Consider the following 25,695-nt stretch of genomic DNA (forward strand, 5'->3'; position numbering starts at 1 on the left):
CTGCAGCCTGCAGCCGGGGATTTTTCTTAGGGGACGACGGCGGGGCTAGCCCTGGGCGGCTGCGGCCGCCTTTGCCGCGGCAGGCAGTGCGTCGTAGATCCGGTTCATGGCGGCGTCGTCGTGGGCGGCGGAGAGGAACCACGCCTCGAAGACCGACGGCGGCAGGTAGACCCCGGACTCCAGCATGGAGTGGAAGAACGGCGCGTAGCGGAACGCCTCCTGCGCCTGTGCATCGGCGTAGTTGTGGACCCCGTTGGAGGAGGTTCCAAAGGCCACCGAGAACAGGTTTCCCGCGAACTGGATCGAGTGGTCCACCCCTGCGGAGTCCAGCGCGTTGGAGACGGCGGAGGAGAGCTCCAGGGAACGGACGTCGATGAAGGAGTAGACATCGCGGGTGGCGTGGGTCAGGGTGGCAACGCCGGCCGCCATCGCCACCGGGTTCCCGGACAGCGTACCGGCCTGGTACACGGGGCCGGTGGGCGCGAGGTAGTCCATGACGTCGGCACGGCCGCCGAGGGCCGCCGTCGGCATTCCACCGCCGATGACCTTGCCAAAGGTGAGCAGGTCAGGGGTCCATGGGTTTTCCGCATCCGGCGCACCGCCGGTGAGGCCCCAGTAGCCCGAGTAACCGGTGCGGAACCCGGTCAGGACTTCATCGACGATGAGGAGCGCGCCGTGCTCCCGGGTGATCTGCGACAACCCAAGGTTGAATCCCTCGGCAGGGGTGACTACGCCCATGTTCGCCGGCGCGGCCTCGGTGATCACGGCAGCGATGTTCGGCCCGTGCACGGCGAAGGCTTCCTTGACGGCGGTGAGGTCGTTATACGGCAGCACCAGCGTTTCCGCGGCGGTTGCTTCGGTGACACCGGCGGAGCCGGGCAGGGCGAGGGTTGCCAGGCCGGAGCCCGCGGCAGCCAGGAGTCCGTCCAGGTGGCCGTGGTAGCAGCCGGCGAACTTGATGATCAGGTTGCGGCCGGTGAATCCGCGGGCCAGCCGGACGGCGGTCATGGTGGCCTCGGTGCCGGTGGACACCATCCGGAGGCGTTCGACGGCGGGAACGCGCTCCTGGACGATAGCTGCCAGGTTGGCCTCGTCCGGGGTGGACGCGCCAAAGGAGAGCCCCCGGTCGACGGCGGCGTGGACCGCCTCCAGCACGGCCGGGTGGGCGTGGCCCAGCAAGGCCGGGCCCCAGGAGCAGACCAGGTCCACGTATTCCTTGCCGTCGGCATCTGTCAGGTACGGTCCCTTCGCGGAGACCATGAAACGCGGGGTCCCGCCGACGGAGCCAAAGGCCCGCACCGGCGAGTTGACGCCGCCGGGCATCAGCCGGCGGGCGCGGTCGAAGAGTGCCTCGTTGCGAGGATTGCTGGAAGTCATGGTTTCTATTCTCTCAGTTAGCCGGGAAGCTCAGTCAGCCGGCGAGCAGTTCCGCCACCCGGGGCGCCACCGCCGTGCCCATCAGTTCGATGGAGCGCATCATGGCGCTGTGCGGCAGCGGACCATTGCTGTATTTCAGGTCGAAGCGGTCAACACCCAGGTTCCGCTTCAGCCGGACGATTTTTTGGGCCACCGTTTCCGGTGATCCGACGTAGAGGGCCCCTTCTGCGGAACAGAGGGCATCGAACTCTCCGCGTCCGGCCGGACCCCACCCGCGCTCGGCCCCGAGCCTGTTCCGGAGTGCCAGCCAGTGGGGATAGAGCTCTTCCCGGGCCTGCTCATCCGTGTCGGCAACATGGCCCGGCGAGTGCGTGGCCATCTGCTGCATGGGATGTCCATATTTCCCCATCGCCTCGCGGTAGAGGTCGGCCAGGGGCCGGAAGCCCCGCGGCTGGCCGCCGATGATCGCGAAGATGATCGGGTAACCGTACTGGGCGCACCGCAGCACGGATTCGGGGGTGCCGCCCACGCCGATCCAGGTGGGCAGCAGGTGGTGCTCCAGGGGCGGGTAAACGCTCAGCCCGTGCAGGGCGGGACGAGTGCGGCCTTCCCAGTGCACGGGTTTTTGCGCCCGGACCTTGTCGAACAGTTCGAGTTTTTCCTCGAACAGGACCTCGTAGTCCGCCAGGTCCAGCCCGAACAGCGGGAAGGACTCAATGAACGATCCGCGCCCGAGCATCACTTCGGCCCGGCCGTTGGAGATGGCGTCCACGGTGGCAAAGCGCTGGAACACCCTGATGGGATCGTCCGAGCTGAGGACCGTCACGGCCGATCCGAGCCGGATGCGGGACGTGCGCGCCGCGGCGGCGGCCAGGAAGACTTCCGGCGCGGAGACGGCGTAGTCCTTGCGGTGGTGCTCCCCCACGCCAAAGGCATGGAGTCCGACGGCGTCCGCCAGTTCCGCCTGCTCCAGCAGTTGGCGCAGGACCTGGGCATGGGGCTGCGGGCTGCCGTCCGGGTTCGCGCCGATGTCACCGAAGGTGTTCAGCCCAAGGAGGATGCGGTCCTCCCCCACGGGTGCGGTAGGCGCGGTGGAAGGACCGGTCACTGGGTTTCCTTCAGCCAGCCGGCCAGTTCGGCGGCCCAGTAGGTGAGGACCGTGTGGGCGCCGGCCCGCCGGATGCCCAGTACGGACTCGGTGATGGCGGCGCGGCGGTCGATCCAACCGTTGGCGGCGGCCGCCTCGATCATCGCGTATTCGCCGGAGATCTGGTACGCGGACACCGGTACCGGGCTCATGGCGGCAACGTCTGCCACGATGTCCAGGTAGCTCATGGCCGGCTTGACCATGATGATGTCTGCTCCCTCGGCCAGGTCCAGTTCCACCTCATGCAGGGCCTCGGTGCGGTTTCCGGCGTCCATCTGGTAGGTCCGCCGGTCGCCCGTGAGCTGGGAGTCCACGGCCTCGCGGAAAGGTCCGTAGAACGCGGAGGCGTACTTCGCGGCATACGCGATAACGGACGTGGTGACGTGCCCTGCGTCGTCCAGTGCCGAGCGGATGGCGGCAATCTGGCCGTCCATCATGCCGGAGGGGCCCAGCATGTGCGCGCCGGCCTCTGCCTGGGCCACGGCCATCCTGGCGTAGATCTCCACGGTGCGGTCGTTGTCCACGTAGCCGTCAGCGTCGAGCACTCCGCAGTGCCCGTGGTCGGTGAATTCGTCCAGGCAAACGTCACTCATGATCACCAGGTCATCGCCCACCTCCGCGCGGACGTCCCGGATTGCCTTGTTCAGCACGCCCTCCGGATCCAGGGACGCGGTGCCCTCGGCGTCGCGGGTTTCGGGAATTCCGAAGAGCATGATGCCGCCCAGGCCGAGCTCAACCGCTTCGGCGGCGGCCCGTTTCAGGGTGTCGGTGGTGTGCTGGACCACGCCCGGCATGGACGTGATGGGGTTGGGCTCGGTGAGTCCCTCCCTGATGAAGGCAGGAAGGATGAGCTCGGCCGGGGCGAGGCGTGTTTCGGCGGTCAGCCGGCGCATGGCAGGGGTGGTGCGCAGGCGGCGGGGGCGTTGGGTGGGGAAAGTCATGGGTCCTGTCCTTCGCATGGTTGTGAAGCTTTGTGGAGGGAAAACGTGCCGGCCCGGTCAGGGCGGGTTGAGGGCCTTCGCGACGGCTGCCACCAGCCCGTCCGGTGTGGGCTCTGCCGCCACCTCGGCGACCTCAAGGCCCAGGGCTGTGGCCTGGTCCGCCGTCGAACGGCCAATTGCCACCAGCCGGCAGCCGGCGAGCGGACCAAGGGCGGCGATCCGCCGCACCGCGCTCGGCGAGGCGGCGATCACGGCGGCAATGCGCCCTTCGGCGATGTCCGTGGCGGCAGCTTCCGGCGTCAGGAGGGAGTACGACGGCGGCTGCGGGCCGGCGTCGGCCGCTTCCGCCCGGACGGCGAGACGGCGCTCCGCTGCCGCCGGGTAGTCGACGGTGCGGTAGGCAGTCACAGCGGTGACGTCGCCGCCGGCGGCTTCCAGGCCCGCCGCCAGGGTGCCGGCCGCGATGTCCGCCTGCTGCAGCAGGATCCTGCCCCTCCCGGACCAGACGGCGAGCAGGCCGGCAGCTGACTGCTCGCCGGCCGGCGTGAGCGCTACGTCCAGTCCACCCGCTTCCAGCAGCCGGTGAGTTGCCGGACCGATGGCGGCGATCCGCGTGGCGGCAGGTACCAGGTGGTCCAGGCGCAGGCCACGTTCGGCGGCTTTTTCCATCAGGACGTGCACTGTTGTGGCACTGCTGACCACCAGCCAGTCGAAGGCGCCCGCTGCAAGGGCGTCGCAGGCGACGTCCAGCGCGTGCTGGTCCGGCGCCCTTTCGAAATCGATAAGCGGGAGCAGCACCGGCAGGGCACCGGCCCCTTTCAGGGCCTCCACCAGGGCGCCCGAGCGCTCCGGGCTGCGGGTGACCAGGACCCGGACCCCGCCAAGCGGCATGCTTCCATGCGGCGTGGCGGATCCGGAGTCACTGGAAGGCTGCGTCATTGCCAGGTCAGGACGCCTGCAGGTCTGCGATGTCGGCGGCTCCGGCAGCAAGGAGGACCTCCGCCAGTTCGATGCCCAGCAAGGTGGCTCCCACCTCCGTCAGCCCGTCCGTGGCGCGCTTGTCCCGCACGGTGGCGGTGCCGTCAACGGCGCACACCACGGCTTCGAGGTGCAGCATGCTGCCTTTGCGGTAGGCGTAGGCGCCCACCGGAGCTGCGCAGCCTGCTTCGAGCCGGGCCAGCACGGCCCGCTCGGCCGTGACGGCAAGGCGGGTGTCGGGGTCGTCCAGCGCCGCCAGGGCCTGGGCCAGGACGTCACGGGAGCCGTCAGCCGCGCCGGACTTTGCCGGGGCGTCCGCTGTCCGGCACTCGATGGCCAGTGATCCCTGTCCCGCGGCGGGCAGCATCACGTCGGTTTCCAGGTATTCGGTGACGGCGTCCAGGCGGCCGATCCGCTCCAGGCCGGCGGCTGCGAGCACCACGGCGTCCAGGTCACAGGACTTTCCGGGGACCACCTGGCCGGTGGAGTTGCCGGGCAGCCCGGGGACGCGGCCCAACCGGGTATCGACGTTGCCGCGGATGTCCACGATGTCCAGGTCCGCGCGGGCGGCGCGCAACTGGGCCGCACGCCGTGGCGAACCGGTGCCAATGCGGGCGCCGGCCGGCAGGTCTGCCAGCTTGAGTCCGTCGCGGGCGCACAGGACGTCGCGGACGTCCACCCGGCGCGGGGTGGCGGCAAGGCTGAGCCCTACTGCTGCCCCTGTCGGCAGGTCCTTGAGCGAGTGGACGGCAACATCGCACTCATTGCGCAGGAGCGCGTCACGCAGGGCGGCAACAAAGACGCCTGTGCCGCCCATCTGGGAGAGCGAGCCCGTGAGGACGTCCCCGTCCGTGCGGACGTGCACCAGTTCCACCGGGAAACCGCCGACGGCGGCCAACTGGTCCGCGGTCTGCTGGGTTTGGGTGAGCGCCAGCTTGCTGGCGCGTGTTCCGATCCGGACCGTCACAGCTGGGCCGTTTCCGCGGCACCGCCGGACGGGTACGGGTCATGGCCGGTGCCCACGGTGGTGTCAGCCCCTGCAATGGTGGGCTTTTCGCCGCGGAAGTTGGCGCAGCATCCCGGCCGGCAGACGTCGTACCAGGGACCAAGATCCGTCAGGGCGGGGCGGTCACTGATGTTGTTGGCCACCGTCCGCTCGCAGATCAGGTCCACCAGGCCGTCCACGAACTTCCGGTGCGTACCGGGCGTGGGGACGCGCGTGGCGGCCAGGCCCAGGTTGCCGCAGGTTTCCATTGCTTCGGTGTCCAGGTCCCAGACAACTTCCATGTGGTCGCTGACGAAACCGAGCGGAACGATGACGATGCCCTTGACGCCCTGGCCGGCCAGTTCCTCGATGGCGTCATTGATGTCCGGTTCCAGCCACGGCACGTGCGGGGCACCGGAACGGGACTGGTAGACCAGGGACCACGGTGCGGTCAGCCCGGATTCCTTCTCGACCCGCTCGATGACGGCGGCGGCATTGGCGAGGTGCTGGGCCACGTAGGCGGAGCCTTCCTCGAACACGCGGGGCTCCCCCTCGGAGCGGCCCGCTGCTTCGGCGTCCCGGGTGGGGATGGAGTGGGTGGCGAACAGAATGTGGACAGGGGCGTCCGGCGTGCCGGCTTCGGCGAGCTTTGCCCGCACGTCAGCCAGGCCGGTGGCGGTGCCCTCCACGAACGGCTCCACGAAACCGGGGTGGTCGAAGTACTGGCGGACCTTGTCCACTTCGAGCTTGCCGTCCAGGCCGGTCTCCGTCAGCGCCATGCCGATGTCCTCGCGGTACTGGCGGCAGCTGGAGTAGCAGGAGTAGGCACTTGTGGTGAGCATCAGCACCCGTCGGTGCCCGGCGTCGTACGCTTCCTGCAGGGTCTGCGGGATGTACGGGGCCCAGTTGCGGTTGCCCCACAGCACGGGCAACTCGATGCCGCGGGCAGCCAGCTCGGCTTCCAGCGCTGCCTTCAGCTCGCGGTTCTGCTGGTTGATGGGGCTGACGCCGCCGTTGGCGCGGTAGTGGTGTGAGACTTCCTCAAGCCGCTCGTCCGGGATCCCCCGGCCGCGGGTGACGTTGCGGAGGAACGGGATGACGTCATCCTGGCCTTCCGGGCCACCGAAGGAGGCCAGCAGGACGGCGTCGTAGTTCTTGGGGGCCATGCGTCCGGCCTCGGTCACCGGGTTGACGGCGGTGGCGGCCTGCTGTTCCGGGCTCATGCCAGGACCTCGGCAACCTCGTCGGCGGAGATACGTCGACCGGTGTAGAACGGGACTTCCTCCCGCACGTGGTTGCGTGCCTCGGTAGCGCGGAGGTGGCGCATGAGGTCCACAAGGTCAACGAGTTCGGGGGCTTCCAGGCCCAGGATCCATTCCCAGTCGCCCAGGGCGAAGGAGGAAACGGTGTTGGAGATGACCTGGGGGAAGTCGCGGCCCAGGAGGCCGTGGTCGCGGAGCATTTTGCCGCGCTCGGCCTCGGGCAGGATGTACCACTCGTAGGAGCGCACGAACGGGTAGACACAGAGCCACTCCGCCGGAGCGACACCGCGGGAGTATGCCGGGGTGTGGTTCTTGGCGAACTCTGCCTCGCGGTGGACACCCATCGCGGACCAGACGATCTCGGTGCCGGCGAAGAGGGTGCTGCGGCGGATGTCCCGGATGGCCTGCTGCAGCGCTTCCGGTTTGGGTCCGTGGAGCCACACCATGACGTCGGCGTCGGCGCGCATGGCCGAGACGTCGTAGCTGCCCCGGTGGGTGACGCCGGCAGCGGCGAGCCGCTCCAGCAGCGCTTCGAAGTCGGCGGCGGCGTCAGCGCTGCGGACCACTGACTCCGACCTCTTGAATACCGTCCAGAGGGTAAAGAACTGCTCGGCTGATTCTTCGGTTTTAGTGACAGATTCGGCAGAAGTGTGGCTCATGGTTACAAGTTTGCCCCTTCCCCGCCCCAAGACGAAACCGAAAAGTTCTACAGCTCGTAGAAGTGAGCAAAGTCACATTCCCTCATCCAGCAGGCCACCAGGTGCGCCCCCTTAGAGGCGGCGCATCCGCAGGAACACCAGCCCGGCAGCCGCTCCCACGCCGACCAGGCCCGCACCCAGCCACACCATGGCATCGGGCACGCCAGGCAGTGGGCCGGTGGAGGAAACTGCCTGTCCCGGTCCGGCCGGGGCGCCGGCGGCCTGCGGCGCGCGGGTGGGCTGGGACTGGCGCGCATTGATGGACAGCGACGTCGGCAGAGCGGACGCATATGCGGCATCCGGGCTGCCGGCCGGCGTCTGGGCCGGCGCGCCGAATGCACTGCCGTCCGCTACGGTGGCGCCGGCAACGAAAGGACTGCCCGCCACGCCGGAGCCCGGCACTGCTGCCTGGGTTCCCGGGGCCAAAGCAGCCCCTCCGGCTGGCGCTCCGGATGCGGCCCCGGCCGTTCCGGCGGCCGAAGGAACGGCTGAACGGGCCGGTGCCCCGGCCGCCGTGGACGTGCCGGTTGCTGGGTCAGCGGCCGGCGCTGACGCAGTGGAGGGCCCGGATGCCGTGGGAGACTCTGGCCGGTCCGTGGCCGGAGAGCTGGTCGGAGTGGCGGCGGCTGTGGTCCGCGGGCCAGGTGCCAGTGGCGTTCCCGAGGACGTCGGACTGGGCGCGCTTGTCGACGTGGCCGCCGCGGACGGGGAACCGCTGACCGCCGGAAGCAGGGAACCCGGCACCGGAAGAATTGACCATGGCGTGCGCGGGGCGCTCGTGGCCGGGGATCCCGCCGTGGGTTCGCCGGCTCCCTGCCGGCCGTCCCCCTCATGACCGGATCCAGGGTTCCCCGTGGCTTCCTGCGCTCCCGGAGCGCCTTGACGGGCCGCCGTGGACAGTCCGAACGCCGCGGCGGTTGCGGCGACGGATCCTTGTGCCGCCGGATCCTGCGGAGGGGGGACCGCGTCGTCAGCCAAGGACGCCTGGACGCCGGTGGAAAGAACCAGTACCGCTCCGACGGCCGCTGCTGCGGTGCCGCGCCGGAGTCCCCCATGGATACCGGTCCGGGAAAGTGAAAGCTCGGACCTGTGTTGAACCATAGTCATCGACCCTAACCAGAACGGCTGGCCGATTGGAAACCGGCAAGGAGGCCCGGCCGCCCGCCACGCCGGAGCCGCGGACCGGCTTCGGGGCGCTGACCAGCACCGACGCTCAGCCCGCAGTCAGTTGGCCGATTTGCTCACGTGTGTCCGCCACCACAGCGGCCAACCCGTTCCCGGCAACCCATCCGCCCACGACGGCCAGGCCGCCCGCAGCGCTGCAGGACCGCCGGATGTCCGCCGCCCGTGCGCGGTGCCCGACGGCGGCGAACGGCAGGGCTCCGCGCCACCGGATCACGTCCCAGCCCCGCACGTCCCCGCCGGTGATCCGGACGCCCAGCAGGGCAGATGCGTCGCGCAGGGCGTCCGCGAACAGCTCATCATCGGTTTGGGGGCCGGTGGCCTGGGCCGAAGCGCCGTCCACCCGGCCGTAGGAAAGGCGCACCACATGGCGCCCGGGGCCGGCAGCGGCGGTCAGCCAATCCCATTTCCCCGTGGCGTGCGTCAACGCTTTTGCTTCGATGCCGGGCGTTTGCGGGGCTACCAGGATTCCCGTTCCACGCGGCCGCCGGTCCAGGTCCGGTTTGTCCAGGACCAGCGTGACCAGCTTGACGTCCGGCCCGGAGGCAGGTTTCTTTCCCGAGATTGCAGGTACGGCATGTTCGAGCAGGTCGACGGCGGCAGGGCCCTCCACGGCCATGACAAGCAGCGCGGCATGGAAGGCCGCCCCGGCGGCGTCGACGCGCCAGCCTTCCGGGGTGCGGGAAACCGCCGTGGCGGCAGTGCCCAACAACAGGGTCACGCCGCGTCGTTCGAGCTCCGCCACCAGGGCGTCCACCAGGGTGTGCATGCCGCCTTCGAGGCCTGCGACGGCGGACCCGGCCTTTGCCGGTTGGGGCGTCCCGGCTTGGCCGGTTGTCCCGGCGCCGCGCCGCTGTGCCGAAACTGCGGCAGCGAGGGAACCATGCCTCCGCAGGCCTGCACGCAGGCCCGGAGCCACCATGTCGACGTCGAGCAGGCCGGGATCGGCGGAGTGGACACCGCCCACCACGGGCGAGACGAGGCGTTCCAGCACGCGCGAGCCCATGCGGGTCCGGACCAGCGCGGAGACGCTGGTGACGCCGGCGCCGGCCCCTATGGATGCGGGCAGCAGCCGGTCCAGGGAGGCACGCAGCGAGCCGAGCACGCCCAGGGTACGGCGGACCTCAGGGTCCCAGGGGTTGGCAGGGATGCCCAGGACTCCGGTCCGGGGCAGCTCGCGGGGCCCGTCCGGAAGCTGCACCCAGGCACCCCCGGGCCGCGGGGGAACGATCTTTCTGCCGAGCCCAAGGTCCGTGCAGAGCCGGGCTACGGCGTCGGACCTGGTGGCGAAGGACTCAGCGCCGCTGTCCAGGGTGAGCCCCGCGACCGTATGGCTGCCAACACAGCCGCCCCACGCCGTCCCGGCTTCCAGGACGGTCACCTCATAACCGGCTGCTGCGAGTTCCCGGGCGGAGAGCAGCCCGGAGATCCCGCCGCCCACCACGAGCGCCTGGCCAGGTTTCGCCGGGGAGCTGCCCACGGGTTACTCCGGCGAGATGGAGTGGATGAGCTCCACCACCCGGGTCAGGACGTCCGGGTCCGTTTCGGGCGGTACGCCGTGTCCCAGGTTCAGAACGTGGCCCGGGGCGCCGGCGCCGGCGGCGATGACCTCGCGGACATGCGCCTCCAGGATGTCCCAGGGTGCTGCCAGCAGCGCGGGGTCGATGTTTCCCTGCAGCGGAACCGTTCCGCCCAGGCGGCGGTTCGCCTCATCGAGCGGCAGCCGGTAGTCAACGCCCACCACGTCCACTCCCACGTCCCGCATGGCCACGAGGAGTTCGGACGTGCCGGTGCCGAAGTGGATGAGCGGGGCACCCAGGTGGCGGACATGGTCCAGGGCACGGGCCGACGCCGGTGCAACGTATTTGGTGTAGTCGGTCAGCCCCAGCGAGCCCGCCCAGGAGTCGAACAGCTGGGCGGCGGAGGCGCCCGCCTCCAGCTGGGCCTGGAGGAACATGCCGGACGCGTCGGCAGCCCAGTTGGCCAGCGCGTTCCATGTCTCCGGGTCCGCGTGCATCATGGTCCGCGGGCCCAGGTGGTCGCGGGACGGCTTTCCTTCCACCATGTAGGCGGCCAGCGTGAACGGTGCGCCGGCGAAACCAATCAGGGGCGTCTTGCCCAGTTCGGCCACCGTGAGGCGGACGGCTTCACGGATCGGCTCCAGGGCTTCCCACGTGAGCTGCGGCAGGGCGGCAACATCGGCCGCCGTGCGTACCGGCTTGTCGAGGACCGGCCCGACCCCGGGCACGATGTCCACTCCCACGCCGGCGAGCTTCAGCGGGATGACGATGTCGGAAAAGAAGATGCCGGCATCCACGTCATGGCGGCGGACGGGCTGCAGCGTGATCTCAGAGGCCAGCTCTGGGCGGAGGCAGGAGTCCAGCATGGCGATGCCTTCGCGCACCTTGAGGTATTCGGGCAGCGACCGGCCGGCCTGCCGCATGAACCAGACGGGACGGCGGGACGGCTTGCCGCCGCGGTAGGCCGTGATCAGCGGGGAGTCTGCTGTGCGGCCGTCCATCAGTGGATGGTCTGCGGCGAGGGTGCCGGCAGCGGAGACGGCAGGGCTAGGAGTCATGCTTTTGATTGTGCCCAAAAAGAGCTGCAAAAGATAACGACAACCTGTCGCTGACGGCACGGGAATCCTTGAGGTGGCACGGATCACGTCCAGGTGTGGCGACTATCCTTTCCGGTGGTTGTTCTACCGGGCAACGAAAAAGCTATGATTGGTCTGCTGTGGTTCTTTTCTCATTGGTGGCTACACACGCCGACATCGATCTTGAAACCGTTGCTCAGTTGAGCAACGGTTCCTCCGGGATTGCCGCATCCGCGCTCACCGAATCCCCTGCCGTGGCCGGAGCGGTGGTCCTCGCCACCTGCAACCGCTATGAGATCTACGGCGAAGCGCCCAATCCGAACGACGTCGAAGCGGCCCGGGCTGCACTGGTGTCGCGGATCAGCCAGGCCAGCGGACTCTCCGAGCCCCTCGTGTCACGCTCCTTCAGCACCCGGACCGGTCCCGAGGTAACCCAGCACCTGTTCGCCGTCAGCGCCGGACTGGATTCCGCCGTCGTTGGCGAGCGCGAGATCGCCGGCCAGGTGCGCCGCGCCCTTATCACCGCACAGCACGACGGTACTGCCAGCGCCGGCCTGGTCCGGCTGTTCCAGGCCGCCTCGAAAACCGCCAAGGACGTCGGCGCGCAGACGGCCCTCGGTTCCCGGGGGCTTTCCATCGTTTCGGTGGCCCTGGACCTGGCCACTGATCTTTCCGAAAACCCCGACTGGACCACCAAGAAGGTTGTGCTGTTCGGGACCGGCGCGTACGCCGGCGCCACTATGGCACTGCTGCGTGAACGCGGCTGCACGGACATCTCCGTCTACTCCTCATCCGGCCGGGCCGAAGGATTCGTGGCCTCGCGCGGCGGGTCCGCCCTGGATGTGGATTCGCTGCGCCCAGCGGTGGCGGCCGCCGACGTCATGATCGGCTGCAGCGGCTCGGACACCCGGGTTGAAGCGGACGAACTCGCCCAGGTCCGCGCGGACTCACCCCAGCCCCTGATTGCCATCGACCTGGCGCTCACCCACGACTTCGATCCCGCCGTCGGCGAGCTGGACGGCGTGGAACTGCTGACCCTGGAATCGGTGCGCCTGGCCGCGCCGCAGGAGCAGGCGGAATCGCTGGCCCAGGCAAGCGGCATCGTCAAGGGCGCCGCCAAGGCCTTCGAGCAGGAGCGCGAAGCCCGCTCCGTGGACTCCGCCATCGTTGCCCTGCGCCGCCACACCATGAACGTGCTGGACGCGGAGATGGAAAAGGTCCGTGCCCGGCACGGCTGCACCGCTGCCGCTGAAGAAGTGGAGTTCGCGCTCCGCCGCATGGTCAAGCAGTTGCTGCACGTCCCCACCGTCCGTGCCCGCGAACTCGCCGCAAACGGCCAGCAGGATGATTACGTTGCGGCGCTCGAGGCGCTGTACGGCATTACCGTCGAGCAGCCGGGCACCTCTCATCCCGCCACAGCCGCGCCCGCAGTGGTGGAGGCCGAGTGCCCGGTGGACCACAAGGGCCGCGAAACCGCCTGACGTTCTCCCTCCCCGACGCCCCATCACCATTTGCCCCTAAATCGGTAACGCCCCATCACTTTCTTCAGGGAAGTGATGGGGCGTTTCTCAAAAAGCGGCTAAAGGTGATGGGGCGTCCGGGTCAGTAGACGGGTTTCCCGGGTTCCACGTCCCGCACCCAGGCCAGGATCCCGCCGTCGAGATGGCTGACGCGCTGGTAGCCGGCCTGCCGGGCCGCCGCCAGGACGTTGGCCGAGCGTGTCCCGGCCTTGCAGTGGAACACGATGTCCCGGTCCTGCGGAAGTTCATCCCAGGCTTCGCCGGCCAGGATGCGTCCCTGCGGAATCAGTTTGGCCCCGTCGATCCGCACGATGTCGTACTCGCCCGACTCCCTGACGTCCACCAGTTCGAAGTCCTTGAGCCCGGCCTTGCGCGAGGCCAGCATGGTGGCCAGCTGGGTGGCCGTGACGGTGTGTTCCATGTCCGACGGGGCGGCCGGGGCGATGCCGCAGAACGCCTCGTAGTCAGTGAGTTCCGTGATGGGCTGGGCGGCCGGGTCCTTCGACACCCGGATTTCACGCCAGCTGCCGCCCAGTGCGTCAAACAGGGCCACGCGGCCCAGCAGGGAACGTCCGACGCCGGTAATCAGCTTCACCGCTTCGGTCACCATGAGCGATCCCACGGCGGCGCACAGCATGCCGAAGACGCCGCCCTCACCGCAGGACGGCACGGAACCGGCAGGCGGCGCCTCGGGGTAGAGGTCCCGGTAGGTGGGTCCGTGCTTCTCCCAGAACACACTGACCTGGCCATCAAAACGGAAAATGGAACCCCATACGTAGGGCTTTCCCAGGATGGCGGCGGCATCGTTCACCAGGTACCGGGTGGCGAAGTTGTCGGCACCGTCAAGAATGAGGTCGTACCCGCTGAACAGTTCCAGGGCATTGGATGAGTCCAGGCGTACGTTGTGCAGCCGGACGTCAACCAGCGGGTTCAGCCCGGCGATGGCATCGCGTGCCGATTCGGTCTTGGGGCGGCCCACGTCGCTGACGCCGTGGATCACCTGGCGCTGCAGGTTGCTCAGGTCCACGACGTCGTCGTCGATGATTCCGATCGTTCCCACACCAGCTGCGGCGAGATACAGCAGGGCCGGGGCACCCAGGCCGCCGGCGCCGATGACCAGCACCTTGGCGTTCTTGAGCCGCCGCTGCCCGAGCGCGCCTATCTCGGGAATGATCAGGTGCCGGGAGTACCGTTCAACCTCGGCGGGAGTGAGGCCGGCAGCCGGTTCCACCAGCGGATCCAGGGCAGGGGTTGCAACATTTGCGGTGAAAGTCGAAGCCATACTTCAATGTATGCCCCGGGATACCGCCGGGTCATATTACCCCGCAGTAAAGTGAGGGGTAACTGCAATGGAAAGAAGGACAACTGTGGTCCCTGAAGCACGGGCTGACCGTCCGGCCTCCGCCGCACCCCAAACTCCCTCCCGCCCCGCAGGCCAGCGGTCCGCCCGCCTGCCCCGGGATGAGCGCCGCGCACAGCTCCTTGCCGCGGCCCAGGAGGTGTTCGTAGCCAACGGCTACCACGGTGCGGCGATGGATGAGATTGCAGAAACTGCCCATGTGAGCAAACCGGTGTTGTACCAGCATTTTCCTTCCAAGCGCGAGCTCTACCTCGCCCTGCTGGAAAGCCATCTGGCCTCGCTGACCGAACTGATGCTGGGCGCCCTGAACTCCACCACGGACAACGATGAACGCGTCCAGGCTGTCATGCGCGCCTACTTCCACTTCATCGCCAATGACGACCAGGCCCACCGCCTGGTGTTCGAGTCCGACCTGATCAACGATCCCGATGTCAGCTCGCGGCTGGAAACGTTCAACAGGACCTTCGCCGACGCCATTGCCCGGGTCATTGCGGAGGACACCAAGCTCCCCCACCTGGAAGCGGAACTGCTGGGCCGCGGCCTGGCCGGAATGGCGCAGGTCAGCGCCCGGTACTGGCTGGAAACGGACGGCAATCTGGACCTCGATGTGGCCAGCGACCTCATCTACCGTTTAGCTTGGCGCGGAATCTCTCGCTTCCCCAAAGAGTCCTAGACTACAAATGAGACAACACCTCGTAGAGAAACACGAGTACTTTCACAGGCTGGGAGGCCCCCTTGGAAATTAAGATCGGCGTTCAGAACGTTGGCCGCGAAATCGTGCTGGAATCAACCCAGGATGCGGAGACGGTGGCCAAGGTTGTTGGCGAAGCCATTAATGAGGGCAGCGAACTGCGCCTGAAGGATGACAAAGGACGCCTGATCATTGTTCCGGGCAACGCACTGGCATACGTGGAAATCGGTGCCGAGGAGGTCCGGCGCGTAGGTTTCGGCCAGTTCTAGTCCGGCCCGTTTCACCCTCTGCCCGTCCCCGGGCCACCGCAGTTTCCCAAGGAGATCCATGCTTTCGCTGACCATCGTGGTGCTGGCAACCGTCGCCGCCGGCTTCGTCGTCTGGGCCAATGACAAGCGGCATGCCAAATACGGTGCGGCAGTTCCGGCCGGTGTTGCCGCGGGTGTTGCGGCGCTGGCCTGGATCATCCTGATGACTGCGGGCTTCGGCTACTTGCCGGGGACCACGTGGCTTCCGTGGGTCCTGCCCATGGTCCTGGGAGTAGCTGCGGCCATCGCCGCCGTCGTCTACCTGGGCCGTACCCGCGCCCGCCGCGACACGGAACGCCTGACTGTTATTCTGCGGCGCTGACCGCCGGCAGGGCAGTACAAACGCGTGTGGCCACCACCCATCCGGGCGGTGGCCACACCTGTATGACGGGGGTCAGAGGAACTCCGCCCGGCCCTCCATCGCAGAGGAGGCAAGGGCGTGCTCCCGGCGCGGGATGCGCCCGGCGGCCCTGGCCATCCTGCCGGCGATCACTGCGTGCTTGAACGCCTCGCCCATGAGCGCGGGGTTCTGGGCACGCGTCACTGCCGTGGCCAGCAGGACGGCGTCGCAGCCCAGCTCCATGGCCAGCGCGGCGTCTGACGCCGTGCCGATGCCTGCATCCAAGACCACCGGCACCGACGCGCGGGAAACGATCAGCTCGATGTTGTGCGGGTTCAGGATCCCCAGTCCGGTGCCGATCGGGGCGCCCAGCGGCATGACGGCGGTGGCGCCGAGGTTCTCCAGCCGCAACGCAAGCACGGGGTCGTCATTCGTGTAGGCGAAGACCTTGAACCCGCGGTTGACCAGCTGCTCCGTGGCGTCCACGAGTTCCACGGCGTCCGGCAGGAGGGTCTGCTCGTCGGCGATGACCTCCAGTTTCACCCAGTCGGTCTCCAGGGCCTCCCGCGCCAGTTCGGCGGTCAGGACCGCATCCCTGGCCGTGAAGCAGCCGGCCGTGTTGGGCAGCACGCGGATCCCATGGTCCACCAGCAGCTGGAACAGCGAACCGGTTTCAGCAGTGGAGTACCGGCGCATGGCCACCGTGGTCAGGGCGGTGCCGGAGGCCAGCAGCGCTGCGCCCAGGCCGTCCAGGCTGGGTGCCCCGCCCGTGCCCATGATGAGCCGGGATCCGAGGGCGACGCCGTCAATCACCAGGGCGTCGGCGGCGCCCGCGTTTCCGGCGGGGTTGATGGTGCTGGTTTCGGTCATGGCGTCAGCCTCCCTGTACTGCAGTGACAAGTTCAATATCGTCGCCCTCGGCGAGCGCGGTGGCGAACCATTGGCTCCGCGGCACCACCTGGGCATTATGTGCGACGGCGACGCCCAGTTTCCCGCCGTCCGTCGCCTGTCCGTTGGGTGCCAGCGGGCGTCCGGTGACTTGGCTGACGAGCGTGGTGATGGAGGCGCCGTCGGCCACCTCGTGCGTGTTTCCGTTCAGGGTGATGTTCACGCTGTCTCCTTGATGTGGGGTGTGGTGGCGGCTGCCGCCGGCCGGGAGAACCGCTCCGGGCTGAAGGGCGACCAGCGGGAATCTGATGTCCCGTCCAGCAGTGCCGTGCAGATGGCGGCTGCGGCGGGGGTGAGCAGGACGCCGTGCCGGAAGAACCCGGTGGCGATGATGAGTCCCGGGACATGCCCGGCGGCAGGGTTTCCGGACCCCGGATCCACCGGCACGCGGCCCAGCAGGGGCGCGTTGTCGGGGGTACCGGGGCGGGCCCGGGCGGTGCACTCGAGCAGTTCCAGTTCAGCGACGGCGGGCACCAGCGCCTGAGCGTCCCGCAGCAGCTGGTAGACGCCTCCGGCGCTCACGGCATCGGAGAGCGCGTCCTCGCGCTGGGTTGCCCCGATCACCACGGTCCCGTCCTGCCGGGGGACGATGTAGACGGGGACTCCGTGCACCAGCCCACGAACCGTGGAGGTCACCAGGGGCTGGAGGTGCTGCGGAACGGCGAGACGGAGTATGTCCCCGTGGACTGGGCGCAGTGGCAGGTCGAGGCCGTCGGGCAGGCCGCCAAGGTCCCCTGCCTGCAGGCCGTTGGCCACGATGGTTTCCGTTGCCAGGACGGTGCCGCCGCCGGCGAGGCTGGCACCGGCAACCGTTCCGCCCTCCCACAGCAGGCCGGTGGCCCGGTCCGGCACGGCATACCCGTCCACCGCGCCCGCGGCGGCCAGCTCCGGGGACGTCAGTGCAACGCCCGCGAGGGCCAGCCGCAGGGCCGCCACCAGGCGCCGGGGGTCCACTTGGTGGTCCGCGGGTGTGTCCAGGGCACAGGCGATGGCGGGGCTGAGGAGCGGCTCGCGTTTGCGGGCTTCGCGCACGGCCAGGGGCTCCACCCCCAGTCCGTTGGCCTGTTGTACCGCGCGGAGGTCCATCAGCGCGCGGCGGTCCGCGGCGTCGGCACCCACGGCGAGTGTCGGCGTCGTCAGGTATCCGCAATCCGCCCCCGTCGCGCCGGCGATCCCCGCGGCGAACCCTGGCCAGCGGGACGACGCCTCAAGCATCAGTTCCAGGAGGTCCTCCTCCTGGTAGTGCAGTTCGCTGACCGGGGCCAGCATGCCCGCGGCGGCCCAGCTGGCACCGTTTCCGGGTGCGTCGTCGATCAGGGCAACGGAGCGTCCGGAACGCTGCGCCTCCCAGGCGATGCCGTGGCCCACCACTCCCCCGCCGATGACGGCGACGTCGGCCCGGACAGTGGAGTTTGCGCTGGCGCCTTCGGGCCCGGGGAGACTGTCAACGGGGTTGCGCATGTGGTTCCTTCCCTACGCCGGCATTAACCGGATCAGGTCAAGCGGTCGGCTCTGACGCCCTCTCAGCCCGGCGCTTTATGACAGCTGCCGCGGGCTCCCGCAGTACCAGCCCAGTTTAGAGGAACTAGGCTTGCAGGCATGAATGTGTCCGCCTCATCCCTGCCCGCCGGCCCCCACGCCCCAGCCTCCGCTGCCCTCCCCGCCGAAGTTGCCAACGCCGGCCACATTGACGCCCTCAAGGCAGCGCGCCTGTACCTCTGCACCGACGCACGGACTGCGCGCGGCGATTTCGCGGACTTCGTTGACGCCGCGTTTGCCGGCGGCGTGGACATCATCCAGCTGCGCGACAAGACCATCGAAGCCGCAGAGGAACTGGACCTCCTGGCGGTCCTGAAGGAAACAGCGGTACGCCATGGCCGGCTGTGGGCCGTCAACGACCGTGCGGACATCGCCGTGCTGTCCGGGGCGCCGGTGTTCCACATCGGCCAGAAGGACCTTCCGCTGCCGGCAGCGCGGACGCTGGTCAACGGCAACGCGGCCATTGGGCTCTCCAGCCACACCACTGACCAGGTGGACGCCGCTTTGGCCGCAACGGTGGGGCCGTCCGGGCTGGACTACTTCTGTGTGGGTCCGGTCTGGGCCACGCCCACCAAACCCGGCAGGGCCGCCGTCGGCCCTGAACTGGTGGCATATGCCGCCGAAGCCTCCCGGCAGGCCGGAGATCCCGTGCCATGGTTTGCCATCGGCGGCATCGACCACGGAAACGTCCGTGACGTGGTGGAGGCCGGTGCCGGCAGGATCGTGGTGGTCCGCGCCATCACCGAAGCACCCGACCCCGCAGCCGCCGCCGCCTCCCTTCTCGACGCGCTGGACGGCACCGGCTCCTGAGCCTGCTTAATTCCGGGACTTGGGGATACGCTGATTTTTGTGTCACATCATCGGTTGGCCCCCAACGTCCATGACCACAAGAACGCCCTGGAAGAGGCGCTGGGCCTGCTGCGGACGGAACTTGAACTGCCGGGACCGTACCCCGCCGAAGCAGTGGAAGACGCCCGCGCCGCCGTCGCCGCGCTGAAACTGCCGTCCTACGACCTGACCGCCGTCGGATTCGTGACCATCGATCCGGCGTCGTCCACGGACCTGGACCAGGCAGTGTTCATCGAACCGGACGGAAACGGCTACCGGGTCATGTACGCCATCGCCGACGTTCCGGCGTTTGTTGCTCCGGGCGGCCCGCTGGACGCCGAGACGCGGCGCCGCGGACAGACGTTCTACGCCCCGGACGGCCGGATCCCGCTGCACCCCGAGGTGATCAGCGAGGGCGCCGGAAGCCTGCTGCCCGGCCAGGAGTGTTCGGCTTTCGTCTGGGACTTCACGCTCGACGGCGACGCGACAGTGCTGTCCGTGGGCGTCCGGAGGGCGCGGGTCATCAGCCGTGACAAGCTCAGCTACAAAGGCGCCCAGGCCGATCTCGACGCCGGGACTGCCTCCCCCGTACTGGGCCTCCTCCGCGAGGTGGGACTGAAGCGGGTGGCGCTGGAACGGGCACGCGGGGGCGCCAGCCTGAACATGCCTGAGCAGGAGATCGTCCAGTTGCCCGACGGCGGCTACCGGATCGACGCTGTTCCGCAGCTTCCCGTGGAGGACTGGAATGCACAGATTTCGCTGATGACCGGAATGGCCGCCGCGCAGCTGATGCTGGAGGGCAAAGTGGGCATCCTGCGCACCATGCCTGCCCCGGATGAACGGTCCCTGCGGCATTTCCGGCTGCAGACCGAGGTGCTGGGCAGGCCATGGGACGGGGAGGTCAGCTACGGCGAGTACCTCCGGTCCCTCGATCCCACCGATCCGCGGCAGCTGGCCATCATGCACTCAGCCGGCATGCTGTTCCGTGGCGCGTCCTACACAGCTTTCGACGGCACTGTCCCGGAAGACGGCATCCAGTCGGCCATCGGCGCAGCCTATGCCCACACCACCGCGCCGCTGCGCCGCCTGGTGGACCGCTTCGTGCTGGTCATTTGCGAGGCCCTGAGCAACGGCGGCGACGTTCCTGGCTGGGCGCGGGAGGCCCTGCCGCTGCTCCCGGGCATCATGGCGGGATCGGACCAGCTGGCCTCCCGCATGGAACGCCTGGCCCTGGACACCGTGGAAGCGGCGCTGCTGCTGAACCACATCGGGCAGGAGTTTGATGCGATCGTCATTTCCGGATCCAAGCCGCAGAACGGAAACGGCAACGGGAATGGCAAGAATGGAAACGGGAACGGGAAAAACGGCAACGGCAACGGGAACGGAAGTTCGGGGATCATCCAGATCGCCGAACCTGCGGTGACTGCACGCTGCGCGGGCGAACTGGAGTCCGGTACCAAGGTCCGCGTCCGGCTGGTTTCCTCGGACATCACCACCCGGCAGATCCACTTCGAACTCGTTTCCTGACGGGCCGGCGGGCCGCCTGGGCGGGCCGAAACCGTGTTTCCGCGCCTGTACGGCTAGACTGGAGGGGTAGAACTGGATGCCCGGTCGTTGATTTCCTTGATTTGAAACCAACAAGCCCGCCCCTACGCGATCTTGAGATGTACCCGTTGGTCACCAGTGCCAGCATTTAGATAGCCCGCGATCGGCTTCCACTGGAATCGCTTGCGCGCCTGAGCGTGCTCCGGAGCGGCCAGCCATGGGCCGGCCCGTTGAGCAGGCAGCGCCATTGCCCAAATGAATAAGGAAACTCCCCTGTGAGTGAATTGCATACCCACCAGCTCCTGAGCGATGAGTCCGGCACGGAGACCATCGAGCCGGAAGAAACCATAATCTCCGACGAGACGCCGCACGAGATCGCGGAGAAGTCCTTCGCCGACTACAACGTCCGCGCAGACATCGTCGAATCCCTGGCCGACGCCGGCATCACCCACCCCTTCCCCATCCAGGCCATGACCCTGCCGGTCGCGCTGGGCGGCCACGACATCATCGGCCAGGCCAAGACCGGTACCGGCAAGACCCTGGGCTTCGGCATTCCGGCGCTGCAGCGCGTGATCGGGCAGGACGATCCCGGCTACGCCAAGCTGGCCGTGCCCGGCGCACCGCAGGCCCTGGTCATTGTTCCCACCCGTGAACTGGCAGTCCAGGTGGCCGGGGACCTGGTGACGGCATCGCGGAAGCGCAACGCCAGGATCGCCACCATCTACGGCGGCCGCGCCTACGAGCCGCAGGTCGAAGCCCTCAAGCAGGGCGTCGAGGTAGTGGTGGGAACCCCCGGCCGGCTGATCGACCTTTTCAAGCAGAAGCACCTGAGCCTGAAGAACGTCAAGATCGTGGTGCTGGACGAAGCCGACGAAATGCTGGACCTGGGCTTCCTGCCGGACGTGGAGACGCTGATCGCGGCAACGCCCGCCGTCCGCCAGACCCTGCTGTTCTCCGCCACGATGCCCGGCCCCGTCATCGCCATGGCACGCCGGTACATGACCCAGCCCACGCACATCCGCGCCGCGGATCCGGAGGACGAGGGCCTGACCAAGCGCGACATCCGCCAGCTGATCTACCGTGCGCACAGCATGGATAAGACCGAAGTGGTGGCACGCATCCTGCAGGCCCGCGGCCGCGGGCGGACCATTATCTTCACCAAGACCAAGCGCACCGCCGCCAAGGTGGCCGAGGAACTGGTGGACCGCGGGTTCGCCGCCGCCGCCATCCACGGCGACCTGGGCCAGGGCGCCCGCGAACAGGCGCTGCGCGCCTTCCGCAACAACAAGGTCGATGTCCTGGTGGCCACCGACGTTGCCGCCCGCGGCATCGACGTCGAGGACGTTACGCACGTCATCAACTACCAGTGCGTGGAAGACGAGAAGATCTACCTGCACCGGGTGGGCCGCACGGGCCGCGCCGGCAACAAGGGCACCGCCGTCACGTTCGTGGACTGGGACGACATGCCGCGCTGGGGCCTGATCAACAAGGCGCTGGGGCTGAGTGTGCCGGAGCCGGTGGAAACCTACTCTTCCTCGCCGCACCTCTACACGGACCTTGACATCCCCGAGGGCACCAAGGGCCGCCTGCCCCGCGACAAGCGGACCCTGGCCGGAGTCGACGCCGAAGTCCTCGAGGACCTCGGCGAGACCGGCAAGAAGAACAGCCGCGGCGGCCGCGACGCAGGCCGCTCACGCGACCGGGACGGACGGGGCCGCGGAAACAGCGACGCCGGCAAGGGCGGCAGCCGCGAAGGCGGCCGCAGCAATGACTCGACGGGCCGCCCGGGCGAGCGCCGTCGTCGTACCTCAACTCCGGAGACCGCATCCGCCGCCGAAGCTGCAGCACCCGCGGCCGACGGCGAAAAGCCCAACCGCGCCCGCCGCACCCGCACCCGCACCCGCCGCCGCAACGGCGAAGTGGTGGCCGGTGCGGACAACGGCAGCCAGCCGGGCAACTCCGAGGCCTAACGGCCCTGATGACTGACACTGTTTGGGCGCCGGACGGCGGCAGCCTGGTGGTGCACGCGGACAACGCGGAGTACCTCCCCACGCTGCCGGACGGCGCCTTCACACTGATTTATGTGGACCCGCCCTTCAACACGGGCCGGCCGCAACAGCGCCAGGAAACCCGGATGGTGGTGAACGCCGGCGGCAGCGGGGACCGGGTGGGCTTCAAGGGCCGCTCCTACGACACCATCAAGGGCGCCCTGCACCGCTACGATGATGCGTTCAGCGACTACTGGTCCTTCCTGGAACCCCGGCTCGTGGAGGCCTGGCGCCTGCTGGCCGACGACGGCACCCTGTACCTGCACCTGGACTACCGTGAGGTGCACTACGCCAAGGTGATGCTGGATGCCATCTTCGGCCGCGAATGCTTCCTGAACGAGATCATCTGGGCGTACGACTACGGCGCCCGGGCGAAAAACCGGTGGCCCACCAAACACGACAACATCCTGGTGTACGTCAAGAACCCCGCGAAGTACCATTTCGACAGCGCCGAGGTGGACCGCGAGCCCTACATGGCGCCGGGCCTGGTGACCCCCGCCAAGCGGGAACTGGGAAAGCTGCCCACCGACGTCTGGTGGCACACCATCGTCTCGCCCACCGGCAAGGAAAAGACCGGCTACCCTACGCAGAAGCCGGAGGGCCTGGTCCGCCGCGTGGTCGCTGCGTCGTCCCGGCCCGGTGACTGGTGCCTGGACTTCTTCGCCGGCTCCGGCACCCTCGGAGCAGTTGCCGCCAAGCTCGGCCGCAGGTTCGTGTGCGTGGACCAGAACCAGCCCGCCATCGACATCATGGCCAAGCGGCTCGGAGCGCACGCCACCCTGAGCTCCTTCCCGTCCAGCTAGCCAAGGTGTTGTCCGCCCCTCAGGGACGGACGACGGCGGCTCCCGTACCCAGTTCCTCGATCCGCGCCAGCATCTCCGGGGCCGTGAGGTTTTCGCCGAGCAGGTTGGGCTTGCCGGTGCCATGGTAGTCGGAGGAGCCGGTGACCAGCAGGCCATGCCGGGCCGCAAGTTTGCGCAGGAAATCCCGGCCCTCTTCCGGGTTGTCCCGGTGGTTGATCTCCAGGCCTGCCAGCCCGGCGTCGATCATGTCCCTGTACGTCCGCTCCCCCACGATCCGGCCCCGGGCGGAAGCCACGGGATGGGCAAACACGGGCACGCCGCCGGCGGCACGGACCAGTTCGACGGCGGTGGCCGGGTCCGGGGCGTAGTGCGGGATGAAGTAGCGGGACCGGGAGGTGAGGATGGACGCGAATGCCTCGGACCGGTCCTCCACGACGCCCGCGGCGACGAGGGCGTCGGCGATGTGCGGCCGGCCAAGGGTGGCTCCGGGCGCCACGTGGTGGATCACGTCGTCCCAGGTGAGCGGATAGTCCTCGGCAAGGATGGTCACCATGCGTTCGGCGCGGGTCAGGCGGGAGTCCTTGGCCTTCGTGATTTCCTCGAGCAGCCCGGGATGGGTGGGATCGTGCAGGTAGCTCAGGAGGTGGACACTGATGCCCTCCTCGGTCCGGCAGGAGACTTCCATGCCCGGCACCAGGGCCACCCCACACGTGGCGGCGGCCGCGGCGGCCTCCGCCCAGCCGGCCGTCGAATCATGGTCGGTCAGGGCCACCACATCCAGTTCCGCACGGGCAGCAGAGGCCATGACATCGGCCGGGGTCTCGGTGCCGTCGGAGACGTTGGAGTGGGCATGCAGGTCAATCCTCACTTATCCAGCGTAGTGGACCGGGGACAGGAGACCGGGGAGGCCTGTTCGCGTAGCCGGGATGCTGGTGAGACGATGGTGCCGTGAACGATGCCGAAAACACCCAAAACTCTGCTTCCCAGCCGCTGGAGGACCGCGTCAACAACCGCTCCCAGCGGCCCAGTTCCAACGCCTTCAAGGCCTTCATGGCCAGCAACTGGGCGCCGTCCAGCCAGGAGCTCCCCCGGCGCGACGCCGTCGCCGGCTACGCCGCATCCCGGCGCAAGGCGATCTCGGCCCAGTTCAAAGGCGAACGCCTGGTTATCCCCGCGGGGCCGCTTAAGGTCCGTTCCAACGACTGCGACTACCGCTTCCGCCCGCATTCCGGCTTCGCCCACCTGACGGGCCTCGGCCTGGACCACGAGCCGGACGCGGTCCTGATCCTGGATCCGGTGGAAGAGGGAACGGGCGACGACGGCGCGCACCACCGCGCCACGCTGTACTTCCGGCCGCTGGCCGGCAGGGACACGGAGCAGTTCTACGCGGACTCCCGCTCCGGTGAGTTCTGGATTGGCGCCCGTCCCACCCTCGAAGAGTTCGAGGCCCGGCTGGGACTGGCCACCGCGCACATCGACCAGCTGGAAACGGCAATCACCAAGGATGTGGGCGCCCCGGAGATCGGCGGGATCTCCATCCGCCTGGTCCGCAAGGTTGACGACAACATCGATGCACTGGTGGACACGGCCCGGTACAACACGGCCAAGGACCCCGAGAACCTGGACCTCGAGGTGCTCGACGCCCTGGACGAGAAGCTCAGCGAAGCCCTCTCCGAACTGCGCCTGCTCAAGGACGAGTGGGAAATCGAGCAGATGAAGATTGCGGTGTCGGCCACCGTTGAAGGATTTGAAGAGGTGGTCAAGGCCCTGCCGCGCGCCCTCACGCACGCCCGCGGTGAACGCGTGGTGGAGGGTGCCTTCTTCGCCCGTGCCCGCGAGGTAGGCAACGAACTGGGCTACGACACCATCGCGGCGTCCGGAAACAACGCCACCGTGCTGCACTGGACCCGGAACACGGGCCGGATCCACGCCGGCGAACTCCTGCTCCTGGACGCCGGCGTCGAGGCCGACTCTCTCTACACCGCGGACATCACCCGGACCCTTCCGGCCAGCGGCACCTTCAGCGACATCCAGCGCAAGGTCTACCAGGCGGTCCTCGACGCTGCCGACGCCGGATTCGCAGCGGCCCAGCCGGGAACCAAGTTCCGCGACATCCATACTGCGGCCACCACAGTCCTGGCTGAGCGCCTGGCCGAATGGGGAATCCTGCCCGTCAGCGTGGAGGAAGCCATCAGCCCGGAGGGCCAGCAGCACCGCCGCTGGATGCCACACGGCACCAGCCACCACCTGGGCCTGGATGTCCATGACTGTGCCCAGGCCAAGCGGGATCTCTACCTCGACGGGGTACTCACCGAGGGCATGGTGTTCACCATCGAACCGGGCCTGTACTTCAAGAAGGAAGACCTCGCAATCCCGGAGGAATACCGCGGCATCGGCGTCCGGATCGAGGACGACATCCTCATGACCGCCGAGGGCCCCGTCAACCTCAGTGCAGCCCTGCCGCGCAAGGCGGAGGATGTGGAGGACTGGATGGCCGGCATCTACCGGACCGAAGAATCCTGATACGCGCTGAAGAAATCAAAGAGCGGGGCCGCTGGAATGATTCCAGCGGCCCCGCTCTTAGTTTGTGGCACCGGTT

The 25,695-nt window shown here is 68.4% G+C and carries 26 protein-coding genes and 1 riboswitch; of the genes, 10 read left to right on the forward strand and 16 right to left on the reverse strand.

Annotated features, from left to right (window positions below):
• Nucleotides 1-45 precede the first annotated feature (45 nt).
• The 9 genes from hemL to LDO22_RS06930 all read right to left on the reverse strand — a co-directional run bounded on the left by hemL (nt 46) and on the right by LDO22_RS06930 (nt 8,148).
• Nucleotides 46-1,377, reverse strand: coding sequence for a glutamate-1-semialdehyde 2,1-aminomutase (hemL, locus tag LDO22_RS06890; protein ID WP_224026552.1), 1,332 nt, complete (start codon nt 1,375-1,377; stop codon nt 46-48).
• Between the two features lie 34 nt (nt 1,378-1,411).
• The gene (locus LDO22_RS06895; protein ID WP_224026553.1) at nt 1,412-2,485 is read right to left on the reverse strand and encodes an LLM class flavin-dependent oxidoreductase; all 1,074 of its coding nucleotides are present in this window, start codon (nt 2,483-2,485) and stop codon (nt 1,412-1,414) included.
• Nucleotides 2,482-3,465 carry a porphobilinogen synthase gene (gene hemB, locus LDO22_RS06900; protein ID WP_224026554.1) on the reverse strand — a complete coding sequence of 328 codons (984 nt, stop codon included), beginning with the start codon at nt 3,463-3,465 and terminating at the stop codon, nt 2,482-2,484. The genes LDO22_RS06895 and hemB overlap by 4 nt, the downstream gene beginning before the upstream one ends.
• Before the next feature lie 57 nt (nt 3,466-3,522).
• Nucleotides 3,523-4,404 (reverse strand): uroporphyrinogen-III synthase, encoded by an 882-nt coding sequence (locus LDO22_RS06905; protein ID WP_224026555.1) that lies wholly within the window; start codon nt 4,402-4,404, stop codon nt 3,523-3,525.
• A gap of 7 nt (nt 4,405-4,411) precedes the next feature.
• A complete protein-coding gene (gene hemC, locus LDO22_RS06910; protein WP_224026556.1) occupies nt 4,412-5,410 on the reverse strand; it encodes a hydroxymethylbilane synthase in 999 nt (332 codons plus the stop codon).
• Nucleotides 5,407-6,651, reverse strand: coding sequence for a ferrochelatase (locus LDO22_RS06915; protein ID WP_224026557.1), 1,245 nt, complete (start codon nt 6,649-6,651; stop codon nt 5,407-5,409). Before LDO22_RS06915 ends, hemC begins: the two co-directional genes overlap by 4 nt.
• A complete protein-coding gene (gene hemQ / locus LDO22_RS06920) occupies nt 6,648-7,349 on the reverse strand; it encodes a hydrogen peroxide-dependent heme synthase (RefSeq protein ID WP_141181959.1) in 702 nt (233 codons plus the stop codon). The genes LDO22_RS06915 and hemQ overlap by 4 nt, the downstream gene beginning before the upstream one ends.
• A 111-nt stretch (nt 7,350-7,460) precedes the next feature.
• Nucleotides 7,461-7,814 carry a hypothetical protein gene (locus tag LDO22_RS06925; RefSeq protein WP_159631511.1) on the reverse strand — a complete coding sequence of 118 codons (354 nt, stop codon included), beginning with the start codon at nt 7,812-7,814 and terminating at the stop codon, nt 7,461-7,463.
• Between the two features lie 109 nt (nt 7,815-7,923).
• Complete coding sequence (locus LDO22_RS06930; protein ID WP_224026558.1) at nt 7,924-8,148, reverse strand: hypothetical protein; 225 nt, start codon at nt 8,146-8,148, stop codon at nt 7,924-7,926.
• Nucleotides 8,149-8,219: 71 nt separating this feature from the next.
• Here LDO22_RS06930 and LDO22_RS06935 point away from each other — a divergent pair, with 71 nt between their 5' ends.
• Nucleotides 8,220-8,465: a hypothetical protein gene (locus LDO22_RS06935; RefSeq protein ID WP_224026559.1), complete on the forward strand. Its 246-nt coding sequence runs from the start codon at nt 8,220-8,222 to the stop codon at nt 8,463-8,465.
• A gap of 136 nt (nt 8,466-8,601) precedes the next feature.
• Here LDO22_RS06935 and hemG read toward each other — a convergent pair whose 3' ends face one another.
• Together hemG and hemE are read right to left on the reverse strand one after the other, a co-directional pair.
• Nucleotides 8,602-10,050: a protoporphyrinogen oxidase gene (gene hemG, locus LDO22_RS06940; RefSeq protein WP_224026560.1), complete on the reverse strand. Its 1,449-nt coding sequence runs from the start codon at nt 10,048-10,050 to the stop codon at nt 8,602-8,604.
• Between the two features lie 3 nt (nt 10,051-10,053).
• Nucleotides 10,054-11,148, reverse strand: coding sequence for a uroporphyrinogen decarboxylase (hemE, locus tag LDO22_RS06945; protein ID WP_224026561.1), 1,095 nt, complete (start codon nt 11,146-11,148; stop codon nt 10,054-10,056).
• Nucleotides 11,149-11,306: 158 nt separating this feature from the next.
• Here hemE and LDO22_RS06950 point away from each other — a divergent pair, with 158 nt between their 5' ends.
• Complete coding sequence (locus tag LDO22_RS06950) at nt 11,307-12,647, forward strand: glutamyl-tRNA reductase (protein ID WP_224026562.1); 1,341 nt, start codon at nt 11,307-11,309, stop codon at nt 12,645-12,647.
• A 121-nt stretch (nt 12,648-12,768) separates the two neighbouring features.
• On the opposite strand, the gene moeB is transcribed toward LDO22_RS06950, so the two are convergent.
• Complete coding sequence (gene moeB / locus LDO22_RS06955; RefSeq protein WP_224026563.1) at nt 12,769-13,968, reverse strand: molybdopterin-synthase adenylyltransferase MoeB; 1,200 nt, start codon at nt 13,966-13,968, stop codon at nt 12,769-12,771.
• 85 nt (nt 13,969-14,053) lie between these two features.
• Between moeB and LDO22_RS06960 the strand changes: the two genes are divergently transcribed.
• The 3 genes from LDO22_RS06960 to LDO22_RS06970 all read left to right on the forward strand — a co-directional run bounded on the left by LDO22_RS06960 (nt 14,054) and on the right by LDO22_RS06970 (nt 15,367).
• The gene (locus LDO22_RS06960) at nt 14,054-14,719 is read left to right on the forward strand and encodes a TetR/AcrR family transcriptional regulator (RefSeq protein WP_159631505.1); all 666 of its coding nucleotides are present in this window, start codon (nt 14,054-14,056) and stop codon (nt 14,717-14,719) included.
• A 62-nt stretch (nt 14,720-14,781) separates the two neighbouring features.
• Nucleotides 14,782-15,006, forward strand: coding sequence for a DUF3107 domain-containing protein (locus LDO22_RS06965; protein ID WP_159631504.1), 225 nt, complete (start codon nt 14,782-14,784; stop codon nt 15,004-15,006).
• A gap of 58 nt (nt 15,007-15,064) precedes the next feature.
• Nucleotides 15,065-15,367: a hypothetical protein gene (locus LDO22_RS06970; RefSeq protein WP_224026564.1), complete on the forward strand. Its 303-nt coding sequence runs from the start codon at nt 15,065-15,067 to the stop codon at nt 15,365-15,367.
• Nucleotides 15,368-15,439: 72 nt separating this feature from the next.
• On the opposite strand, the gene LDO22_RS06975 is transcribed toward LDO22_RS06970, so the two are convergent.
• The 3 genes from LDO22_RS06975 to LDO22_RS06985 all read right to left on the reverse strand — a co-directional run bounded on the left by LDO22_RS06975 (nt 15,440) and on the right by LDO22_RS06985 (nt 17,794).
• Nucleotides 15,440-16,255 (reverse strand): thiazole synthase, encoded by an 816-nt coding sequence (locus LDO22_RS06975; protein WP_159631502.1) that lies wholly within the window; start codon nt 16,253-16,255, stop codon nt 15,440-15,442.
• Nucleotides 16,256-16,259: 4 nt separating this feature from the next.
• Nucleotides 16,260-16,496, reverse strand: a complete 237-nt coding sequence (gene thiS / locus LDO22_RS06980) for a sulfur carrier protein ThiS (protein ID WP_159631501.1) — start codon at nt 16,494-16,496, stop codon at nt 16,260-16,262.
• On the reverse strand, nt 16,493-17,794 hold the full coding sequence (locus tag LDO22_RS06985; protein ID WP_224026565.1) for an FAD-dependent oxidoreductase: 1,302 nt from the start codon (nt 17,792-17,794) through the stop codon (nt 16,493-16,495). Before LDO22_RS06985 ends, thiS begins: the two co-directional genes overlap by 4 nt.
• Nucleotides 17,787-17,905, reverse strand: a riboswitch (TPP riboswitch). Its footprint overlaps the gene before it by 8 nt.
• Before the next feature lie 27 nt (nt 17,906-17,932).
• Here LDO22_RS06985 and thiE point away from each other — a divergent pair.
• From thiE to LDO22_RS07005, 4 genes are all read left to right on the forward strand, one after another.
• Nucleotides 17,933-18,682: a thiamine phosphate synthase gene (thiE, locus tag LDO22_RS06990; RefSeq protein ID WP_224026566.1), complete on the forward strand. Its 750-nt coding sequence runs from the start codon at nt 17,933-17,935 to the stop codon at nt 18,680-18,682.
• 39 nt (nt 18,683-18,721) lie between these two features.
• On the forward strand, nt 18,722-20,227 hold the full coding sequence (locus LDO22_RS06995; protein WP_159631499.1) for an RNB domain-containing ribonuclease: 1,506 nt from the start codon (nt 18,722-18,724) through the stop codon (nt 20,225-20,227).
• 293 nt (nt 20,228-20,520) lie between these two features.
• Nucleotides 20,521-22,215, forward strand: coding sequence for a DEAD/DEAH box helicase (locus LDO22_RS07000; protein ID WP_224026567.1), 1,695 nt, complete (start codon nt 20,521-20,523; stop codon nt 22,213-22,215).
• An 8-nt stretch (nt 22,216-22,223) separates the two neighbouring features.
• Entirely contained in the window at nt 22,224-23,096 is an 873-nt protein-coding gene (locus tag LDO22_RS07005; RefSeq protein ID WP_224026568.1) for a site-specific DNA-methyltransferase, read from the forward strand.
• A gap of 19 nt (nt 23,097-23,115) precedes the next feature.
• Here the strand turns inward: LDO22_RS07005 and LDO22_RS07010 are convergent, their stop codons facing one another.
• The gene (locus tag LDO22_RS07010; protein ID WP_159631496.1) at nt 23,116-23,964 is read right to left on the reverse strand and encodes a PHP domain-containing protein; all 849 of its coding nucleotides are present in this window, start codon (nt 23,962-23,964) and stop codon (nt 23,116-23,118) included.
• A gap of 80 nt (nt 23,965-24,044) precedes the next feature.
• Between LDO22_RS07010 and LDO22_RS07015 the strand changes: the two genes are divergently transcribed.
• The gene (locus tag LDO22_RS07015; RefSeq protein ID WP_224026569.1) at nt 24,045-25,619 is read left to right on the forward strand and encodes an aminopeptidase P N-terminal domain-containing protein; all 1,575 of its coding nucleotides are present in this window, start codon (nt 24,045-24,047) and stop codon (nt 25,617-25,619) included.
• Nucleotides 25,620-25,695: the final 76 nt, after the last annotated feature.

Origin of the sequence: Arthrobacter sp. NicSoilC5 (genome assembly GCF_019977395.1) — a bacterium.
Lineage (GTDB): Bacteria > Actinomycetota > Actinomycetes > Actinomycetales > Micrococcaceae > Arthrobacter.